The organism is Modestobacter sp. SSW1-42, from assembly GCF_046635825.1.
In the GTDB taxonomy this organism is placed as follows: Bacteria; Actinomycetota; Actinomycetes; order Mycobacteriales; family Geodermatophilaceae; genus Modestobacter.
On the sequence record NZ_JBISCA010000004.1, the window covers coordinates 176,360 to 196,242 of the forward strand.

Sequence of the window (19,883 nt, forward strand, 5' to 3'; positions counted from 1 at the left end):
CGGGGTCGTTCCGTGCGTCCAGCGGGCGTCGGCGCGTGAGGAAGCTCCTCCACCGTGCTCACGAAGAAGGGCAGTTCGGTCCCATGCTCAGCAGCGCCCCGGCTCCGCCGCACCCCCGGGTGTCGGTCGTCATGCCGGTGTACAACGGCGCGCGCTTCCTCGAAGCCGCGGTCAGCAGTGTCCTCGCCCAGAGCATGGCGGACCTGGAACTGGTCGTCGTGGACGACGGGTCCACCGACGAGACCCCGGCCGTCCTGGCCCGGTTCGCCGCGCAGGACCCGCGGGTCGTCCTCGTCACGCGACAGCGCGGCGGCATCGTGGCCGCTCTCAACGCGGGCCTCGCCCGGGCCACCGCGCCGCTCATCGCGCGCATGGACGCGGACGACGTCATGACGCCTGACCGGCTCAGTCGGCAGCTCGCCTTCCTCGACGAGCACCCCGAGCTGGTCGGTGTGGCCAGCGACTACGAGCTGATCGACGAGAAGGGCGCCTCGCGCGGCGCCGTCCGGTCCCCGCTCCGTTCGGTGGACGCGGTCGAGGCGTACATGCGTCGAGGCCTGCCGGTCGTCTTCGCCCACCCGACGGTGCTAGTGCAGAAGGCGGCCGTCGAGCAGGTGGGTGGCTACCGGGCGGACTACCGGGACAGCGAGGACGTCGACCTGTTCACCCGGTTGATCGACTCCGGCCGGCACATCGTCGTGCAGCCCGAGGAGCTCCTCAGGCTCCGGGTGCACGGGCACTCCATCTCGGCCGGTGCCACTCGCCGGCAGCTGATGCTCAACGACCTGATCGTGCTCAACTCGGCCCGCCGGCGCTCGGCGGAGCCCGAGATGAGCGTCGACGAGTACGCCGCGGGCCACCTGTCGTCGCCCTCGGAGAAGCTGGACTTCGAGCGTCGGCTGCTCCGGGCCAAGCTGCTCAGGCAGGCGACCGTCCACCGGCGGGAGGGGCGGCGCGTCGCCCAGGTCATGGTGCTGGGCCTGGTGCTCCTCATCGGTCCGGGCCGGACGGTGTCGGCAGCGGTCCGGCGTGTGCGGTCGTGGTCGTCCCGGCGCCGGGTGACCGTCTAGACGGTGCCGGACCCCGCCGTCCACCAGGCTCCGCCACGGGGTCTCGGACGAGGTGGGGCAGCAGTGGGGGCCCGCCGTCCGGCGGGGTGACGAAGGACGCGGACCACGGTGGTCCGGTGGTGACAGGACGGGTGCAGTGCACGCACGAGGAACGAACGGGGCGCCGGCGAGGCGGTCGCCGGTAGAGGGCTGCGCCCTGCGTGGTCGGTCCTGCGGGCCGGGCTCGCCTGCCGGTCCGCGCGCCGTCAGGCCAGGACACCGGCTCCATGACTGACCCCGTGGCACCAGGACCGGCTGCGGCGCAGGGAGCGGCCGCGGCGGCGCCACCGGCTGTGGCGGCGGGCAGGTCGGGTCTGGGGGGCCGGGCCCTCTGGATCGTCGCCGACCAGGCCGTGTCGAGCCTGGCCAACGCCGGGCTGACGTTCGTCATCGCCGGCGTCGTCTCCTCCGCGGAGTACGGCGCCTTCGCGCTGGCCTTCTCGGTCTACACCTTGGTGATCGCGCTGACCCAGGGCCTGTGCGGCCAGGTCCTGGTGATCCGGTACTCGGGTGCCGAGCCCGCCCGGCAGACCTGGGCCGCAGCCGCCGCCGGTGGCGCCGCCGTGCTGCTGGGCGCCGTCTCCGGCCTGATCACCCTGGCCATCGCCCTGTTCACCGGCATGCCGCTGCGGGGGGTGCTGGTGGCGGTCGCCGTCCTCCTGCCGGCCCTGGCGTTGCAGGACACCTGGCGCACCGCGTTCGTCTCCCGGGGCAGCCCGGCGGCGGCGTTCGTGAACGACCTCGTGTGGACCCTGCTCCAGGCCGTCGCCGTGGGGGTGCTGCTGCTGTTCGGCACCGACCGGGCCATCCCGTTCGTGCTCGCCTGGGCCGGCGCCGCGCTGGTGGCAGCCCTGTTCGGCGCGCGGCAGAACCGGCAGGCGCCCACGTACGCCACGACCCGAGCCTGGGTGGTCGACCACCGCGACGTCAGCTACCCGTCGCTGGCCAACGCCGTCGTCAACCTGGGCACGATCCAGATCGCCTTCGTGGTCATCGCCGTCATCGGCGCCGTGGACGACGTCGGTGCCCTGCGCGCGGCTCAGACGCTGCTCGGGCCGCTGAACATCGTCGGGTTCGCCGTCGGGTCCTTCGTGATCCCCGAGGTGGTCCGCCGGAGCCCGTCGAAGAAGGGCCTGGTGCAGATCGCGCTGGCGGTCAGCGGCCTGCTCGTGGCCGTCGACGCCCTCTGGGGTCTGGTCCTGCTGCTCATCCCCGAGTCGGTGGGCATCGCGCTGCTCGGGGAGACCTGGACCAGCGCCCGCGAGGCACTGCCGGCCATGATCGCCTTCACCTGCCTGACCGGGGCCTCCGTCGGCGCGACGGCGATCATGCGCGCGCTCAACCGGGTCGCCTACAACGTGTGGATCAACGCGCTGCTCGGCCCGCTGATCCTGGTGCTGTCCGCGATCGGCGTGCGGATGGCCGGGGCGAGCGGAGCGGCCGCCGGCTTCATGTTCGCCGGTCTGCTGGTGCTCCCGCCGTGCTGGTGGCTCCTCGGCCGGGCCGTGTCGCTCGGTCGGCGTGAGGTGGCCACCCCGTGACCGTTCCCGACCGTGCCCCAGCCCCCATCGACGAGGAGCACTCGTGCGCATCCTGATGCTGTCCCACTCGCCCAACGACCCCGACGGCGGCGCGTCGCGGATCTACCACGTGCTGTCCGAGGGCCTCGCCGCCCGGGGGCACGAGGTCGACGTCCGGCACCAGGAGGACTACGGCCTGCCGACCGGCCGACTGCCGCGCCTGGTGGTCGAGCGGGTCGGCCTCCCGCAGTGGATCAGCCGCGCGGCGCTCAGCAGCACCAGCCCCGGGGACCACGACGTCGTCATGGCGTCGGGCGGGACGATGTACCCGCTGTTCCGCCGGCTGCGCGCCAGCGGCGGACCGCGTCCCCTGCTGGTCAGCCACGCCCACGGCATGTCGGTCTACGACCGGATCGTGAACCTCGGGGAGTCGCGCCTCGGCCACTTCCCGGCCTCGCCGGCCTACCGGGCGGTCTCCGCACCGTTCTCCGACTGGTGGGAGTACCGCGGGGTCGCCGCGGCCGACGTCTCGGTGGTGCAGAACCTCCGGGACCTCGACCAGCTGCGGACCCGCGGCACGATCGTGCACATCCCCCCGGCGGTCCACCCGGAGCTGCTGGTCGGCAGTGAGACCATCACCCCGCTGGACCAGCGGGTCCCGGGGCAGGTCCTGTGGTTCGGCACGTGGGAGTCCCGCAAGGGTGCCTGGTACGTGCCGCGCGCCCTCCGGCTGCTCCGCCAGGCGTTCCCGGCGGCGCGGCTGGTCATCGGCGGCACGGGCAAGAGCCACGAGGAGCTGGCCGCCCACTTCGACCCCGCGGACCGTGATGCGCTGACCGTGCTCCCCCGGGTCACCCGGGCCGAGCAGATGCGGCTGATGAACGAGAGCCAGGTCTTCCTCTTCCCCTCGCTGTCGGAGGGGTTCGGCCTGGCGCTGCCCGAGGCGATGGCCTTCGGCCTGGCCGCGGTGACCTCGCCGGTGGGGTTCGCCGCCGACCACCTGACCGACGGCCTGAACGCCCGGGTGGTGCCGGCGACGGGGGAGCACGTCGGTGCCGCACTGGTCCAGCTGGTGACCGACGACGACCTCCGGCAGCGCATCGCGGCGCGGGGCCGGGAGACGGCGCGCTCCTTCACCCCGGAGCGCATGGTCGACGGCTACGACCGGTTGTTCACCGAGTACGCGGGACGCCCGGTCCACGTGCCCTGACCGGGCTCGACCCCGGTACGGCGGACCGGCCGCCGTACCGGGGTGCCGGTGTCACCAGGGCAGGTAGGGCCACGGGGCGCGGTGCAGACCGTGGGCGGCCAACAGCTCGCCCAGCTGCACCTCGGGGAGCGGGCGGGCCCGGCGACCGCCCAGCCAGCTGCCGAGGAGCTCGGCCAGCCGCAGCGGGCTGGCCCGGCGCACCCAGCGCGGGCGCGGGCCCGTGGTCGGGAACGACGACCAGCAGGCCTGCAGGAACTCCGCGGTCGAGAGCGGGTCGGCGGCGCCCATGGACACCATGGCCTCGGCCTCCCGGCCGACCCGTTCGACGAGCGCGCTGAACCCGGCCGCCCGACGGTGCACGGTGCCCACGAACAGGTCGGGGCCGTAGGCGATCGTCCGCCCGCTGGCCAGGACCTGCCACGACCACTCCTTGTCCTCGCAGGCGAGCAGGTCCTCCCGGAAGGGCTGTTCCTTCCAGACGTCGGCCCGCCAGGTCGAGGCGTGGTTGGAGAAGCCCCAGCCAGGACGGGCGGCGGCGTCGGCGAGGGTCTGCCAGTAGGTGTCGAGGATGGGCTGCCCGGTGGGCGTGTGCTCCCGCTGGTTGGTCGCGGCCACGTCGAAGCGCTCGTACCGCCGCAGGCTGTCCGCCACCCAGGTGTCGGTCGGCAGGACGCAGTGGGCCGAGAGCGACGCGTGGACGTCGCACGATGCGGCGGCAGCCCCGGTGTTGAGCGCGCCGCCGTAGGTGAACTCGGCCGGGGGGATCTCGATCACCTGGTCGGCCCAGCGGTTCGCCAGCTCGAGGGTGCCGTCGGTCGACCCCGAGTCGACGACGATGATCTCGGCCGGCACGGTCTGGCGGCGCAGTGACTCCAGCGTCGCGCCGATCGTGCCCACCTTGTCCCGGGCACGGACGATCACGCTGATCTGAGCAGCTGCTGTTGACGGCATCGGTCACCCCTCCCTCGACGGGACAGGATCGCCCGTTCCCGAGGGGCCGGACAACGGCCCGGCGGCGGCGTCACCCCTCCGAGGGGCGTTCGCACCACGGCGCCCCCGCGGATGGCCCCAGCCGGGGATCCGGCGGAGCCGCCGGGCCACCGCACGCGCCACCGCACGCGCCACCTGTCGGCCGGCGGCGTGCGGCGCCACCAGGGGTCGGTCGACCAGGGCGAGGAGCTCGGGCACGGTCGTGTCCCGCTGGACCTCGATCCGCGGGACGGCGTGCCGGTCGGCCCGGCGCGCTCTCGCCCGCCCGGTCACGAGGGCGAAGGAGGCGTCGTACCCCGCTGCCGCGGCTGCCGCGCGCACCCGGCGGTCGTGCTCCCCGAACGGGTGGGCGGAGAACCGGGGGGTGCCCAGGCCGAGCGCGGCCAGTTCCTGCCGGGCGCCGGCGAGCTCGTCGGCCAGCGCGTCGTCCGCCAGGTGGGGGAGGTGGGCGTGGGAGCGCGAGTGGGCGCCCAGCTCCCAGCCCGCCCCCGCCAGCTCCTGCAGCCCAGCGACGTCGAGCAGCGGCAGCGGCCGCGCCCCGGTCGCGGCGTCCCAGGCGTTGTGCTCGCCGACGAGCGAGGAGACCACGAACGCGACGCCGACTGCACCCAGCTCGCGCATCACCGGCACCGCGCTCTCCAGCACGCTGACGTAGCCGTCGTCGAAGGTCAGCAGCACACCGTTGCCCGTCACGGGGGTGTGCCCCTCGAGGTGGTCGAGGAACTGCTGGCCGGTCAGGAACCGCCAACCGGCCGCTCGCAGCGCCGTCAGCTGGGCGCGCAGGGCCTCCGGGGGGACGGCGTACTGGCCGGTGCGGGGATCGTCGACGTCCTCGATCGCGTGGTAGGCGAGGACGGCGAGCGTCGGCTGCCCCCGGTGGAGACCGCCGCCGAGCTGCACACCCCGCCAGTAGTGCAGGTCGCGCAGCGCGGTGTAGGACCGGGCGGTGACGGCGTCCAGGTGGCCGGCGGTGACCCGGCCGGCGGCCCAGCGGTCCACGACGGAGAGCAGGCCGCCGGGCAGCCGGGGCCCCACCCAGCGCGCCGTCCGGGCGGTGCGGCCGTTGCCGGCGTGCTGCACCCAGGTCTCCCCGCCCAACCCCGGGTGCCGGCGCGCCAGGACGGTGTCGGTGCGGCCGGCCTCCTCCCACTGGCCCAGGTACCGCAGGGCGTCGACCTCGTACTGCTGCGCGCTGACCGCGTCCGGGGCGAACACCACCTCGCGCCCCGAGCGGGACAGCCGGACCAGGAAGTCGGTGTCCTCACCCCCGAAGCGCCCGTCAGCGGTGAGCGTCTCGTCGAAGCCGCCGAGCTCGGTGAACAGGTCGGCGGCCAGCGACAGCTGCCCGGTGAGGAGGTCCGCGACGGTCACCGCCCCGCCGGAGGCCGCCAGCCTCGCGGCCCGCCCGTCCGCCCACTGCGCGTATCCACGGGTGAGGTGGGTCCGGGGTGCGCCGGGGGCCAGCGGGATGTGCCCGACCACCGCACCGGCGCCGGCCCGGTGTCGCGCATCGTGGGCCACCAGGAGGCCGGGGTCGGCGAGCATGTCGTCGTCGAGGAACAGCAGCAGGTCGCCGCGGGCCTCGCGGGCGCCCCGGTTGCGGGCGGCAGCGGCTCCCGAGTTCGGCTGGACGACGACCCGGGTCAGCAGCGGGCCGCCCACCGCGGCGGCCGCCTCGGCGCTGCCGTCGGTGGACCCGTCGACGACGACGAGCACCTCGACCGGCCACGGCGCGTGCAGTCCGGACAGGCTCCGCAGGGTGGCGAGGAGCGCGTCCCCGCCCTGGTAGGTGGGGACGATGATGCTGAAGCGGGGTCGGTCACCCGTCATGGCGAGCCTCCTGGGGATCGGGGTTCCGGCCGGCGAGGCGTCGGACGTCACCGACGACCTCCCCGACGAGCGAACGGTTGAGCAGCCACACGAGGGCCAGGTAGGCGACCGCGCCCGCAGCGACGGCGAGCACCTGTCCGCCGGTGCCGGCGACGGTCTCCCGCAGCCCGGCCGCCACCGCCACCGCGACGCCGCCGGCGACCAGCACGCGCACCGACCGCAGGTAGACCGACCAGCCGACCTGGATGCACCGACGCTGCACGGCGGCCCGGACGGCGACCATCAGGACCGCCTCGCCGGTGACGACCCAGGCCAGCACGATCAGGCCGTGGGGTGCGGCGAGCACCACCGCGGCGACGTGCACCCCGAGACCGAGCAGGGTGACCGCGAACTCGACCCCGGAGCGTCCCGCCGCGAGCAGCGCCGGGCGGCTGAACCACGAGAGGCCGCCCACGGCGTAGGTCAGGCAGAGGACCTGGATCAGGGCGACGGACGGCGTCCAGCCCGGTCCGAAGACCAGCGGGATGACCCACCCGGCCGTGAACCACACGACGAGGAGCACCGGCACGAGCAGGAGCAGCCCACCGGCGGTGGCGCTGTCCAGGGTCTTCGCCAGGCGCTGGCGGTCCGCGCTCACCCGCGACATCACCGGCAGGGCGACCATGTCGAGCACGGCCATCGACACGTCGTAGACCAGGTTGAGCAACCGGGTGCCGATGGCCCAGTACGCGAGCACCTCGACACCGGCCACGGCGCCGAGGACGAACTGCTCCGTGCGGTCGTGCAGGGCCTGGACGAGGTTGCTGCCGCTCACCCCGCTGCCGTAGCGAGCCATCTCCCTCGCCGCGGGCGGGTGGAACTCGCGGGTGGGACGCCACGTCGTTGCCCTCCAGACGACGACGATGCCGGCGACCGCCTGCGCCAGCGCCTGCGCCACCAGGGCCCACACCCCGGCGCCGGCGAAGGCGGCGGACAGGCCGACGGCCGCACCGAACAGCGCGGCGATCATCTCCCGGAAGGCCAGCGGTCTCATGTCCAGCTCGCGGGTGAGCAGGGCGACCGGGGTGGTGGCCAGTGCGCTCAGCGGCAGCAGCAGCGCGGCCACCTGGAGCACGGGACCGAGCCGGGGCTCGCCGAGCACGGCCGCCAGCGGGTGTGCGACCCCCGCCACCAGCAGCCCGGCGCCGCAGGCCAGGGCGAGGTTGGTCCAGAAGACGGTGCTCAGCGCGCGGCGGTCCAGCCGGGGGGCCCGCACGACGTAGGCCGAGGCGCCGAGGTCGGCGATGACGGTGAGGAGCCCGATGACGGCGGTGGCCAGCGTGGCCAGGCCGATGTCCGCGGGGCCGACCAGCCGGCCGAGGACGGCGAAGGTCGCCAGGCTGGCGAACCGGACCGCCCACTTCTGCAGCGCCGTCCAGCCGACGCCGACCAGGACGCGTCGGCGGTAGTCCGCCGTCCCGGGCGTCCGCGGGGCGGTCATCGTGAGGCCACCGGACGGGTGGGCCGCCCCGACGGGGCGCCCCTGCCGGGTGCACGGGCTGCCGCTGCACGCCCTGGGGTGCCCACACCTGCTCCTCGCTGTCGCTCACCAGCGGCCAGAGCCCGGCCCGCCGAGGCCGCTCGCGAGGCGTGCAGGTGGTTCCACGCCGGGGCCGTCCGGTCCCAGTCGTCGACCACCGACCGTAGCGGCCTCGGTCGTCGTCGAGCCCCGTCGCGACCCGGACGGGTGGTGTGACCGGCCGGCGCCACCCGTCCGGGTGACGCCGGCAGACGTGTCAGCTCGGGGGGACCGTCCATGCCTGCTGCAGCATCGACAGCGAGTCGGGGGTGTCCGTCAGCGTCTGCCCGACGCCACCCTCGGCCGAGTTGAAGTAGATGAGGTACGCCGCGTCCTCCCTGGCTGCCCAGTCCAGCACGAGTGCCACGTAGGGCGGGAAGTCGCCGCGGCCCTGCATCTGGTCGGCCTGACCAGCCTCCTTGACGGCCACGTTGCCCCACTCGGCCATGGCCACCGGCTTGCCGTGCGACCGCGCGAAGTCGGCGAAGCGGGTGAGCTGCTCGTCCAGCAAGCTCAGCAGCTCCTCGGCGTCCGGGGTGTCGTTGCCCCACCGCTGGCCGTAGGCGTCCAGGGCCATGAGGTCGACCTGCTCGTCGCCGGGGTAGAACTCCTCGTAGTCGGCTCCGTCGGCGTTCGGGGAGAACACGACCTGCATCGTCTGCCCGGGGCGGGCCCCGGACTCGAAGCCCTCGCGGATCAGCGGTACGGCGTGCACCCAGGCCGCCTTGAACAGCTCGCGGTCGATGTCGTCGGCCAGGGGTCGCAGGTTCATCTCCCACCACACCCGGGCGTAGACCGTGGCCGGGGAGCTCTCGGCGATCTCGGCGCCCAGGGAGCGGTAGAGGTCGTCCCGGGCGCCGGAGGCGGCCTCGCGGAGCAGGTCGTCCAGGTCGGCCCCGGACTCGTAGGGCACGAGGGGCACCCCGATGTCAGCGGCGCCCTCGGGGTTGTCGGCGACGTACTGGACGAAGGTCGGGTTGTCCGCGAGCCACTGGCCCTGCTCCAGGTTCTCCCAGGACTTGCGGTCCATCCAGGTGCCGATGATCGCCTGCTGCTGCCCGGCGACCGGGTCGGCGCTCCAGCCCATGGCCGTACCCGCCAGCTCGTCGGCGGACGGGGCCCGGACGTCGCCGGGGGCCCCGGAGTCGGTCGACGACTGGGCTGCCGGTTCCGACGGCGCGCCGTCGGAGGTACAGCCGGCGAGGGTCAGAACGGCTACGGTGAGCGACGCGCCGGCCCAGCGCCGTGGCCGTGCGGTCGGCCGGTGCCGCGCAGGGACAGGTCGGGTGAGGGGCGGTGAGGGCATGAGCTCCAGTATCCCGGCGCAGCCTGTGACGGCCAGCTCGAACGGGTGACGTGGCCGTGGAAGGGCGTCGTTCACGCTCCGGACGGTTACGCTACGTCGTCGTGACCGCTGATCCGATCCACGATCCGACACCCGTGCCCGCAGGCGTGCGGCCGTCCCGGCGCGTCTCGGTCATCGTGCCCTCACGTGACGAGGTCCACAACCTGCCGCGCGTGCTGGCGATGATCGCCGCGCAGACGCTCCAGCCCGACGAGGTGGTCGTCGCCGACGGCATGTCCACCGACGGCAGTCGTGAACTGCTCGCGGCGGCCTCGGACGTGGGTTTCGTCCTGCGGGTGGTCGACAACCCCGACCGCATCGTCTCCGCCGGGCTCAACCGGGCCCTGGAGGCCGCGACCGGTGAGATCGTGGCCCGGATGGACACCCACGCGGACTACGCGCCCGACTACCTGGAGCAGGTCGTCGGGTTCCTCGACGACCACCCGGAGGTGGACGCCGTGGGCGGGTCGATGGCGACCGCGGGCCGCGGGCCCTGGGGGACCGCGATCGCGGCGACCCTGTCCCGGTCCTTCGGGCTGGGCGGTGCCCGGCACCGGGTCGGGGGTGAGCCGGGTGAGATCCAGCACGTCTTCTCCGGGTGCTACCGGCGGGCCGCACTGGTCCGGGCCGGGGGCTGGGACGAACGGTTCGAGGCGAACGAGGACTTCGAGGCCGACCTGAGGGTCGCCGCCACCGGCGGTGCGGTCTGGCTGCACCCCGACGCGCAGTCCACCTGGTACGTCCGGGACTCCTTGCGCACGCTGGCCACGCAGATGTGGCGCTACGGCTACTACAAGGGCCTCACCCTGCACCTGCACCCCTCCTCCCTCCGTTCCCGCCAGCTCGTCCCGCCGGCGCTGGTGCTCGGCCTCGCAGCCGGGCTCGTGGCCCGACCGCGCCTCGGTGCGCTGGCCACCGCCGGGTACCTCGCAGCCGCCGGCGCGCTGGGTGCCCGGGCGGCGGCGACCGACGGAGCCTCGGCGGCGCGGGGCGCGTGCGTGCCCCCCGTCGTCCACCTGTCCTGGGGTGCCGGCCTGATCGCCGGTGCCGTGCGCTTCACCGGTGCTGCGGGATCCGCCGCCGGTTCGACGAGAGAAGGCGGCCATGGCCCACACTGAGACCGGACCCGTTCCGGCTGCTCCCACCGACGCCGTGAGCCGACGCGACCAGCCGACGCCGCCCGATCGGGGCGGCGACCAGCCCACCGCCGCTGCGGTCGAGCCCACGCAGCCCGCTGCCCGTCCCGACCCCGCCCCGCGCAGCGCCGCGACCCGGGCGGTCGTGGCTGACGACGGGGGGCGGTTCGACCCGATCTCGGCGCTGCTGCGCTCCTGGGCACTGCTGCTGGTCTGCGCGCTCCTGGGTGCCGGCCTGCTCGCCGCGGCGGCCAGCGTGCGCCCGGTCGTGTACACGAGCGAGGCCAAGGTGCTGTTCCAGTCCGACGTGTCGCAGTTCCTGCCGGCCGGGACCGTCGGCGCGGGTGCCGGCGACGCCGACCGGGCGCTCAGCACCCAGGCCGACGTGATCGTCGGGGACACCGTGATGGCGGCCGCTGCCCAGGGGCTCGCCGTGGACGTCGACGACCTGCGTGACCGCACCCTGATCGAGGTGCGCGCCTCCAGCGACGTGATCGGTGTGCAGGTGACCAACACCGACGCTGCCCAGGCCCAGCGTGAGGCGCAGACCCTGGTGGACAGCTACCTCACCGGCAACCAGGTGCAGGGGAGGGCCGCGCTGACCTCGCAGGCCGATGCGCTGCAGCCCTCCATCGACACCCTGCAGCAGCAGCTGGACGCGCTCAACGCGCAGGTGCCGCCGGTGGCCGTGACGCCGGCCCAGATCGCCAACGCCAACGCCGCGGCCGCGGCCACGGCGGCCAGCCGGGACGCCGTCATCGGGCGGCTCTCGGACCTGACCACCCAGCAGGACCAGCTGCGGGCGGCGGCCACCATCTACCCGGGCCAGGTCCGGGTGCTGGCCGGTGCCGACCTGCCCACCGAGCCGTCCTCGCTCAGCCGGCCCGTCGCGATCGCCCTGGGGGCCGCGCTCGGCCTGGTCCTGGGCATCCTGCTGGCCCTCCTGCTCGCCGCGCGCCGCGCCGCCCGGCCGGCTGCGACGGCTGTCTGACCGGCGTGCTGGACGTGGCCGCCCGGCCTGCCGACGCGCGGGCCGCCGAGGAACCGGCCACCCGGCGTGCGCGCCGGGTGGTCGTGGCCCTGCTCCTGGTCACGCTGCTGACCCAGCGGATCGCGATCCCCTTCGGGGGCGACCAGCTGCCGGTCTCCCTGCCGTTGGTCGTGCTGCTGCTCGTGGCCGCCCTGGTCTCGGGCGCGCTGGAGTTCGACCCGCCCCGACTGCGGCTCTACGTCCTGGCCATGGGGGCGGCCGTGGCGTGCACGATCGTGGCCATCGCGACGGGGCGCTCGCCGTCGGTGCTGTCCCTGGTCTTCCTGATCGGCATCTACCTGATCGCCGTCGTCCGGTCGCCGGTCAGCCCGGAGACGCTGGCGGACCCGGTCCACCGGGTGTTCCTGCGGTTCATGTCGTGGGCGGCTGCGGTGAGCCTGCTCCAGTTCGGCGTCCAGTACCTCGGCGTCCCCTACGAGGACTACCTGGCCCGGCTGGTGCCCGAGGCCTTCCTCCAGCAGGGCTACAACACCGGCGACCCCCTGGCCTACGGCTCGCCGATCTACCGCTCGAACGCCGTGGTCTTCCTGGAGCCGTCCTTCCTCGGCTACTTCCTCGGGGTCGCCGTCGTGCTGGCGCTGGGGCGGGGAGTCGCCACCTGGCGGGTCTGCCTCCTCGTGGCCGGCGCGATCCCACCACTGGCCGGCAACGCGATCGCGGTCCTCGTCCCCGGGCTGATCGTGCTGGCCCTGGGGCAGCGCCGGGCGGTCCTGCGCAAGCTGGTCCCCGCGCTCGTCCTCGGTCTGGTCGTGGCGGTGGCCACCCCGCTGGGGAGCCTGTACATCGGCCGCAGCACGGAGATCACCGGTGGCGACACGAGCGCCAACCTGCGGCTGGTCCAGCCCTACGAGTTGCTGGTGCCGGTCTGGACCGCGTCGCCGGCGTCCGTGCTCGTGGGCGAGGGGGCCGGGGCGGCCACCACCGTGATCCAGCAGGCGACGCGCGAGGCGGTGACCACCCCGGCGGTGCCCAAGCTGCTGGTCGAGTACGGGGCACTGGGCGGGATCCCGGTGCTGCTCTTCCTCGGTTGGGTGCTCCTGGGCGACCTCCGCGGACGGCCCTGGGCGATCGGGCTCTTCTTCGGCTACCTGGTGCTCAACGCCGCGCTGCTGCAGGTGACCTTCGCCATCGCCACCATCCTGCTCGTCCGGCTGGTCCCCGGGCTGCCGCCGGGGCCCGTGCGCCGGCTCGCCATGCGGGGGCGGCCCCGTCCGGCGCCCCGATCGGACCCGCTGCCCGAACCGGCCGCACCCTGAGCCACCCGCCCGGGGGAGCGCCGGTCGTGGGGGGCCCGTGACCTCACTAGGGTCGGTCCCGTGCGCCTCCACGTCCTGTACCGGACCCATGCCGGGTCCAACAGCAAGCCCCGCCCGTCCTGGTACGACCGGCGGACCGCCTGGGAGTCGCTGCGAGCCAGTCTCGCGGAGGTGCCCGACCGGGCGGTGACGGTCGTCGTCGACGGTCAGCTGCCGCCGGAGCTGGTGGGAGCCTTCGACCCGCAGGACCGGCAGGTGACGGTGCAGGGCGGGCACGCGTCCTCGTCCTTCCGCCGCGCGCTCGCGGTGGGTGCGGACCTGGCCGCCGAGGCGCCGGAGGACACGTTGTTCTGGTTCGCCGAGGACGACTACCTGTACCGGCCGGATGCCATGCCGGCCCTGATGGCCGCTGCGGCGGCGGTGCCCGCGGCCGACTACCTCACGCTGCACACCCCGGACGACTCGGCCTGGCACGCCACGCACCCCAGCCAGCCCGACCAGCAGGTGCCCTCACTGCCGGGCGGCGCGGTCCCCGCCGGTCCCGCCACCTGGCAGCGGATCGCCAAGACGACCTCCACCTTCGGCGTCCGCTCGGCAGCCCTGCGCGCCGACCGCCGGCTGCTCGACCTCGGCAGCCGGGTCGGTGCGCCCTTCGACACGGCCACCTGGCACACCCTGCAGGGCCTGCAGCCCTTCCCCTGGCGGCACGTCCTGTCCGACCTGGACCCTGCTCCCAGCCTCCGGGGGTCGGTGAAGGTGGTGGCCAAGCCGGTCATGCGGTCGGTGCTCAACGTGGTGGGCCGGCGGCTGGACCGCCGGCGCCTGCTCATCGCCCCGACGGCGGACCTCGCCGTGCACATGGAGCTGGACCAGGTCGGCGACGACTCCGACTGGGCCGCGCTGGCCCGGGCGATCGCGGGGCGCACCCAGCGGCCCTGACCCGCGGGTGCTCAGCGCCGGTCTGACCCCGGCAGCTGGGCGACCAGGGGGCGGACGGCCGCCTGCCAGGAGTGGTCGCTGCCGACGGCCTCGGCCCCGAGGTGCCCCAGCCGTTCGCTCTCCGCCGGGTCCTGGAGCAGCGCGGCCACGGCCCGGGCCATCGACGCCGGGTCGTCGGCCACCACGACCCCGCGGCCGATCAGGTCCTCGAGGCCCTCGACGCCGATCGTGGTCGACACGACCGGCCGGGCTGCGGCCAGCGCCTCCAGGATCTTCAGCCGGGACCCACCGCCGGCCAGCAGCGGTGCCAGGGCCACCCGTGAGCGGGCGTACCAGGGGTCCAGGTCCGGGACCGTGCCGGTCACCTCGACGGTGGAGCCGGCCAGGCCGCGCACCTCGTCGGTCGGGTTCCTGCCCACCAGCTGCAGTCGCGCACCGGGCACCTCGGCGACGACCCGCGGCCACACCTCGCGGCAGAACCACGTCGCGGCCTGGACGTTCGGCGTCCAGGACAGCAGTGCCACGAAGCTCGCCACCGGCCCCTCGGCCGGCGGGAGGGGGGCTGGGGCGTCCCAGGCGTTGGGCACCACCACGACGCGCGGGTGGTCCACCAGCTCCTGCAGGCCCAGGCGGTCACCCTCGCTGACGACGGCGATGACGTCGACGTCCTGCACCCGCCGCTCCATGGCCCGCAGGGCCCGCGCCTCGGCGGCGAGCACCACCCGCCGCAGACCGGAGGAGGTCGCGGCGGTCCGGGCGGTCAGGGAGGACTCGATGTTGTGCATGTCCAGCACCCGAGCCCCGGCGCGCAGGCCGCGTGCGTAGGGCAGCAGCTGCACGTGCTCCACCACCAGGACGTCGGTGTCCTCGCCCACCGCATCGGCGACCGACCGGGCCAGCGCGCCGTCCCAGAACCGGGCCGAGGTCAGCGAGCGCGAGCGCGCCAGACCGCCCACGAGGTCGACGGGGCGACGGCGCAGCGGGCTGGCGCGGACCTCGATGCCCTCGGCCTCGAGCGCGGCCACGTCCTCATCTGCGCCGGCGAAGGCGCACAGGGTCACCGGCCCCAGTTCCCGGAGCGCACGCACGATGCCGAGCGTCCGTCGCTTGTCACCGCTGTTGGGTGGGGTCGGGACGAACTTGGCGACGACGACGCTGCGCACGGGACACCTTCGGTTCAGGAGCGGGGGATCTCGGGCAACCTAACTGCTCGCTCCCCGAGTGTCGTGTGTGACGTCTGGGACGACCCGGTGAGGGGGATCACGTTTCGTATCGGATCCGTCATCGGCCCAGGTCACAGGTGTGCAACGACGCGGCCTCTCGGCTTGAGCACATCCGGCTCTCCTCGGCTGCCCTTGTGGAGCGCTTCACGACAGGCTGTCATGTGGCGGTCGCTGTCCGCTCAGGCCAGTGCGCAACACCCCCGACGTACGGACCCGGTTGCAACGCCGGCCCTCCGGAGGAGTCCTGGTGAACCACCCACGCCCGGTGCGACCCCGCACGACCACTGCCGCCGCCGTGCCGGAGGTGTGGTCCTGATGCGCCACGGCCCCGCCCCGCGCGGCGAGCAGCGTCCGTCCGGCCGGCGCGCCGTCGCCGGCGTCGTCGTGGGGGTCACCGCAGTGGCCTCCCTCGCCTTCGCCGTCACGGCGAGCCGCCCGGCCGATGCCGCCTCTGCGGCCCACGATGGCGCGTCCGTCTCCCCGTTCAGCGCCGCGGCCACCTCCGTCCCGCAGGCAACGACGTCCGCCCTGCCGCCGACCGCTGCGGCGTCGGCTCCGGCGACCGCTTCCCCGGTCGCGGGGACCCGGTCGGTGACAGCGGCCGCGACGGTCGACGCCCGGCCCCGGAAGCCGAGGCCGACCGCGACGGCCTCCCCGACCGCAGCGGCTCCCACGACGGGGTCCCCGGTGACCGCCAGTCCGTCGGTCAGTTCCCAGCCGTCGCCGTCGCCGTCGCCGTCGCCGTCGCCGTCGCCGTCCGCTCCCGCGTCCACGCCGCCGCCCGTCGCCATCGCTCCCTCCATCCCGTCCGGCACCTGGCTCTCCGGCGCCGCGGGCATCGGCGCCGCCGACGGCACGCTCGCCGCATGGCGGGGGACGCCGCTGGCGATCAGCAGCACCTGGGCGGACAACAACACCGCCCAGGTCGAGATCTGGCAGCTCCAGCCCGGCGGGGAGTTCAGCTCCTGGAACCAGCCCCTCGACCTGGCCATCGGTGCGATCAGCGAGCAGGAGACCTGGTCGGCGGCCGCCGCCGGCCGCTACGACGCTCGCTGGCGGACGTCGCTGACGAAGATGCGTGACCTGTGGGGCGCACGGCAGTCCACGCTGTACATCCGCTTCGCGCACGAGATGAACAGCAACTGGTACCCGTGGTCGGTGGACGCCAGCGAGGCCGGTGACTTCGTCACGGCATGGAAGCGGTTCCGGGCGCTGCAGCAGGAGGTGTTCCCGGCGTCGAAGCTGGTCTTCAACGTCAACCGGGAGAGTGTCGGGAACGGCATGGACTGGCGGAAGCTCTTCCCGGGAAGCCAGTACGTCGACGTCATGGGGGTCGACTACTACAACCAGTACCCCTACGTCGCCACGCAGGCCGAGTGGCAGGCGTCCCTCAGCACGACCGACCAGTACGGCGCACCCAAGGGGATCCAGGCGCACCTGGACTTCGCCCGTAGCGTCGGACTGCCCCTGTCGGTGTCCGAGTGGAACGGCAAGGCACGGGAGGGCGACTCCCCGGTCTTCATCTCCGGGATGCGCGACTTCTTCGCCGCCAACGCCGGCGGGGGAGCGGGTCAGCTCCTCTACGAGGTGCTCTTCAACATCGACATGAACGACCGTGACTACGTCCTCTTCGGCGACACCAAGATGCCGGCGTCGGCAGCCCGGTACCGCGAGGCCTTCTGACCGGCTTGCATGACCGGTCCACCGGGGCGGCGTCGGGAGGTCCCGACGCCGCCCCGGTGGCGTTCCGCCGCGGTGTCGGGCGCGGCTGTCTGCGGCGGCGTGGGTGACCTGGCGCGGGAGCAGGTGCGGCTCGAGACCGCGGAGTCGGCCCGCCCTGTCGGGGGACGGGTGCCTAGCGGCGTCGCGGAAGGGAGGGTGTCGATCCGGTGGCCGGTACCACCGTGCCGGGGGCCGGCTGAGCGGGCGTCGAGGCGTACGGCTTGCGCTTGAGACCCGCGGGCAGGTCGAAGACCCAGTTCGCCCACGGGTGGCTCTCGGCGAACGACGCTGCGGCCAGCGGGAGCCCCACGCCCAGCAGGACCGCCGTCACCACGATGAGCCAGGGGTCGTCGACCCCGGCCCGGGTCAGCACGACCCGCACACCGGCCACCACGATGACGTGCGCCAGGTAGATGGGCAGCGTCCGTCGCCCGACCGCCGCCAGCAGCGTCTGCGCGCCGCGGACCCGGGAGAGCAGGACGGCCACCGCGAGCAGCGCGACGGTGCCTGCCACGGCGGCGCACAGGCTCAGCGCCCGCTCGGCGAGGCCGACGTCGACCGGGACGGTGGCCGGGACGAGGTCCAGCCGGAGGAGCAGGGCGAGGGCGAGGGAGGCGAGCAGTCCGACGGCGGCCCAGCCGGCGACCGACCGCTCCAGCAGCCGGGCCAGGCGGGGCAGGCCGACCATGCTGCCGACGGCTGCGAACGCCAGCAGGGACAGCCCGGTCAGCCCGACGACCTCGGAGTTCCAGCCCCAGGTGAGCAAGCTCACCGTGACGAGGGTGACACCGACGACGAGACGGCGGACCGGGCTGCGCCAGGGCTGTGACAGCGCCAGGACGACCGACGTCACGACGAGGAACGGCAGGAACCACAGGTGGGCGAAGGTGATCCAGACCGTCCACACCGAGTTGGTGTCCCGCGGCATGTTCTTGAGCCCGCTGGTCGCCGTCTCGGCGATGTTCTGCAGGACGAACCAGAGCAGGTACAGGTAGAGCATCAAGGTGACCCGCTCGCGCAGGTAGCCGGCGACCCCACGCTTGGTCACGGCGCGCGGGATGAAGAGGCCCAGCAGGAACGCCAGCGCCGGCATCCGGAACAGGTAGAGCGCGTCGTTGACCGTCTCGAGCGGGTGGTCGAACGGGATGAGACCGGCGTTGAGGAGGCCGTCGATCGAGTGGTTCGCGGCCACACCGATGATCGCCAGGGCCCGCGCGACGTCGATGGACGGCGACCGGCGCGGAGGTGCGGCGGCCGTGGTCACGCCCCCGACCCTAGGTGTTGATCTTGCTCGGCGCAGATGGGACCTGTGTCACGAGAGGCACGCCCCGGGACGTTGCCCGGCGGTCCCGAGCGGTTCACCCGTAGGTGGTGGAGCCAGCTCCGACCCCGGTCCCACCGCTATCGTTCGGGTGCTCCAGGCGGTGGCCGCCGCTGAAGGCACCGAGGAGGACGCACGCTGATGAGCAGCACGACGAGCCGGGGGACCGGCGCCCTGTCCGACGGGCAGGGGCGTCACGGCACCGGCGGGCACGACGCCAACCGGGCCGACACGTGGCCCGGTCCGGCGGCGCCGCTGTCGTGGCTGGCGCGGCTCGCACTGACCGGTGCGGTCATCGGCGGCCTGCTCGGGCTGCTCCTCGGTGCGACCGCCGCCGAGACCTCCTCGGCCTCGGCCACGGTCGAGGTCGTGCCCGACTCCCAGGTGCTCAACGGGCCGCTCGCCACGGTCACCCAGAGCTTCAGCAACGACACCCTGGTGACCGGTGAGCTCGAGGCGCTGGACGCCCTCCGCCTCGCCCAGGAGCAGACCGCCGACGACGCGGTCGCCCTCACCGTGACCCAGGTGGGCACCTCCGACGCGCTGCGGATCGCCGCCACCGCGCCGACCCCCGAGGTGGCCACCGCTCAGGTGCAGAGCCTCCTCGACGCCTACGTCGCCAGCCGCCGGGCCACCGCCGAGGCCTCGGTCAACGGCTCGCTCACCGCCGTGCAGCAGCGGCTCGACGCACTGGACGTCCTCGACAGCTCCGAGAGCAGCCCGCTGACCACCGAGGCCCAGCGGCTGCTCGCCCAGCAGAGCGACCTGCAGGCCGCCGCCACCCGCATCGACGCCGTCGTCCCGGTGCTGCGCGCGCCCACCGTCGACCAGGCCTCCGGTGCCTCGCCGGTCGTGCTCGACACCATCCTCGGTGCCGTGCTCGGCGCCGTCCTCGCCCTCGCCGCCGGTGCCATCTGGCGAGCCACCTCCGGCCGGCTCTTCGACGCCCGGACGCTCGTCGCCGCCGGTGTCCCGGTGATGCTGCCGCGCCTGCCCGCCGGCCGCGTCCGTGGCCGCAGCCAGCAGCTGCCCGCCCGCATGCCCACCCCGAAGACGCTGGCCTCGGCCCGGCTGCTCGTGCCGCAGGTGCTCGACGTGAGCACCGCCCCGGCCAGCCTCGCGGTGCTCGGCGCCGACGAGCGCTCCGGTGCCGCCGAGGTCGCGTGGGAGCTCGCCTGGGCCATGTCCTCCAGCGGCGCCCCGGTCGCGCTGCTCACCACCACCGCCGCCTCCTCGGCCCGGCACCGCACCGGTGACCAGCCGGTGGGCGAGGCCGTCGGCAGCGAGCACCCGCTGGCGCCCACGCTCACCGTCGTCGAGCTGCCCGCCAACGCCGACGCCGAGAGCGTCGCCGCCGCGGTCCGCCGCCAGGCCACCGCCGGCCGGCACGTCCTGCTGCACACCCCCGCGCTCACCGCCGGCGTCCTCTTCTCCGACGTGGCCCGCTTCGCCGACCAGGCCGTGGTCGTGGTCGGCGAGGGCGTCTCCACCCTCGAGGGCTCGCTGGCCGCCGTCCGGGACGTCGCGTCCTCGGGCACCCGGCTGTGCGGCGTCGTCGTGACCACCAACCGGTCCCACCTGGGGCGGGCGCGGGCCGGTGCACCGTCGCCGCGGCCCGCCGCCGAGGAGGCGCCGGCCCCTCGGCAGGAGCCCGTCCGCAGCGAGGCCTGACC

General features: G+C 74.4%; 15 protein-coding genes. 9 read left to right on the forward strand and 6 right to left on the reverse strand.

Going from position 1 to position 19,883, the window contains the following annotated elements; genetic code table 11:
- Positions 1–83 precede the first annotated feature (83 nt).
- From ACGBYP_RS15140 to ACGBYP_RS15150, 3 genes are all read left to right on the forward strand, one after another.
- Entirely contained in the window at positions 84–1,070 is a 987-nt protein-coding gene (locus ACGBYP_RS15140) for a glycosyltransferase family 2 protein (protein ID WP_411585449.1), read from the forward strand.
- Positions 1,071–1,462: 392 nt separating this feature from the next.
- Positions 1,463–2,650, forward strand: coding sequence for a hypothetical protein (locus tag ACGBYP_RS15145; protein ID WP_411585450.1), 1,188 nt, complete (start codon positions 1,463–1,465; stop codon positions 2,648–2,650).
- A gap of 43 nt (positions 2,651–2,693) precedes the next feature.
- Positions 2,694–3,839 (forward strand): glycosyltransferase family 4 protein, encoded by a 1,146-nt coding sequence (locus ACGBYP_RS15150; RefSeq protein WP_411585451.1) that lies wholly within the window; start codon positions 2,694–2,696, stop codon positions 3,837–3,839.
- A 51-nt stretch (positions 3,840–3,890) separates the two neighbouring features.
- On the opposite strand, the gene ACGBYP_RS15155 is transcribed toward ACGBYP_RS15150, so the two are convergent.
- From ACGBYP_RS15155 to ACGBYP_RS15170, 4 genes are all read right to left on the reverse strand, one after another.
- The gene (locus ACGBYP_RS15155) at positions 3,891–4,790 is read right to left on the reverse strand and encodes a glycosyltransferase (RefSeq protein WP_411585452.1); all 900 of its coding nucleotides are present in this window, start codon (positions 4,788–4,790) and stop codon (positions 3,891–3,893) included.
- Positions 4,791–4,793: 3 nt separating this feature from the next.
- On the reverse strand, positions 4,794–6,659 hold the full coding sequence (locus tag ACGBYP_RS15160) for a glycosyltransferase (RefSeq protein WP_411585453.1): 1,866 nt from the start codon (positions 6,657–6,659) through the stop codon (positions 4,794–4,796).
- Complete coding sequence (locus tag ACGBYP_RS15165) at positions 6,649–8,139, reverse strand: lipopolysaccharide biosynthesis protein (RefSeq protein ID WP_411585454.1); 1,491 nt, start codon at positions 8,137–8,139, stop codon at positions 6,649–6,651. The genes ACGBYP_RS15160 and ACGBYP_RS15165 overlap by 11 nt, the downstream gene beginning before the upstream one ends.
- Before the next feature lie 295 nt (positions 8,140–8,434).
- Complete coding sequence (locus tag ACGBYP_RS15170) at positions 8,435–9,304, reverse strand: glycosyl hydrolase (protein ID WP_411585455.1); 870 nt, start codon at positions 9,302–9,304, stop codon at positions 8,435–8,437.
- Positions 9,305–9,657: 353 nt separating this feature from the next.
- Here ACGBYP_RS15170 and ACGBYP_RS15175 point away from each other — a divergent pair, with 353 nt between their 5' ends.
- The 4 genes from ACGBYP_RS15175 to ACGBYP_RS15190 are packed head-to-tail and all read left to right on the forward strand — an operon-like array spanning position 9,658 to position 13,944.
- On the forward strand, positions 9,658–10,680 hold the full coding sequence (locus tag ACGBYP_RS15175; protein ID WP_411585457.1) for a glycosyltransferase family 2 protein: 1,023 nt from the start codon (positions 9,658–9,660) through the stop codon (positions 10,678–10,680).
- Between the two features lie 34 nt (positions 10,681–10,714).
- A complete protein-coding gene (locus ACGBYP_RS15180) occupies positions 10,715–11,689 on the forward strand; it encodes a hypothetical protein (protein ID WP_411585458.1) in 975 nt (324 codons plus the stop codon).
- Positions 11,690–11,703: 14 nt separating this feature from the next.
- Positions 11,704–13,005, forward strand: coding sequence for a hypothetical protein (locus ACGBYP_RS15185; RefSeq protein WP_411585459.1), 1,302 nt, complete (start codon positions 11,704–11,706; stop codon positions 13,003–13,005).
- 60 nt (positions 13,006–13,065) lie between these two features.
- Complete coding sequence (locus ACGBYP_RS15190; protein WP_411585460.1) at positions 13,066–13,944, forward strand: hypothetical protein; 879 nt, start codon at positions 13,066–13,068, stop codon at positions 13,942–13,944.
- Positions 13,945–13,955: 11 nt separating this feature from the next.
- Here ACGBYP_RS15190 and ACGBYP_RS15195 read toward each other — a convergent pair whose 3' ends face one another.
- Positions 13,956–15,107, reverse strand: coding sequence for a glycosyltransferase (locus ACGBYP_RS15195; protein ID WP_411585461.1), 1,152 nt, complete (start codon positions 15,105–15,107; stop codon positions 13,956–13,958).
- A 747-nt stretch (positions 15,108–15,854) separates the two neighbouring features.
- Here ACGBYP_RS15195 and ACGBYP_RS15200 point away from each other — a divergent pair.
- Positions 15,855–16,850, forward strand: a complete 996-nt coding sequence (locus tag ACGBYP_RS15200; protein WP_411585463.1) for a glycosyl hydrolase — start codon at positions 15,855–15,857, stop codon at positions 16,848–16,850.
- A 172-nt stretch (positions 16,851–17,022) separates the two neighbouring features.
- Here ACGBYP_RS15200 and ACGBYP_RS15205 read toward each other — a convergent pair whose 3' ends face one another.
- The gene (locus ACGBYP_RS15205) at positions 17,023–18,153 is read right to left on the reverse strand and encodes an acyltransferase family protein (protein WP_411585464.1); all 1,131 of its coding nucleotides are present in this window, start codon (positions 18,151–18,153) and stop codon (positions 17,023–17,025) included.
- A gap of 198 nt (positions 18,154–18,351) precedes the next feature.
- Between ACGBYP_RS15205 and ACGBYP_RS15210 the strand changes: the two genes are divergently transcribed.
- On the forward strand, positions 18,352–19,881 hold the full coding sequence (locus ACGBYP_RS15210) for a hypothetical protein (RefSeq protein WP_411585466.1): 1,530 nt from the start codon (positions 18,352–18,354) through the stop codon (positions 19,879–19,881).
- Positions 19,882–19,883 lie beyond the last annotated feature (2 nt).

What these genes read in the sequence shown, in the direction of transcription:
- ACGBYP_RS15140 (WP_411585449.1), top strand. Translation starts at nt 84, where the DNA reads ATGCTCAGCAGCGCCCCGGCTCCGCCGCACCCCCGGGTGTCGGTCGTC.
- ACGBYP_RS15155 (WP_411585452.1), bottom strand. Translation starts at nt 4,790, where the DNA reads ATGCCGTCAACAGCAGCTGCTCAGATCAGCGTGATCGTCCGTGCCCGG.
- ACGBYP_RS15160 (WP_411585453.1), bottom strand. Translation starts at nt 6,659, where the DNA reads ATGACGGGTGACCGACCCCGCTTCAGCATCATCGTCCCCACCTACCAG.
- ACGBYP_RS15165 (WP_411585454.1), bottom strand. Translation starts at nt 8,139, where the DNA reads ATGACCGCCCCGCGGACGCCCGGGACGGCGGACTACCGCCGACGCGTC.
- ACGBYP_RS15170 (WP_411585455.1), bottom strand. Translation starts at nt 9,304, where the DNA reads ATGGGCTGGAGCGCCGACCCGGTCGCCGGGCAGCAGCAGGCGATCATC.
- ACGBYP_RS15210 (WP_411585466.1), top strand. Translation starts at nt 18,352, where the DNA reads ATGAGCAGCACGACGAGCCGGGGGACCGGCGCCCTGTCCGACGGGCAG.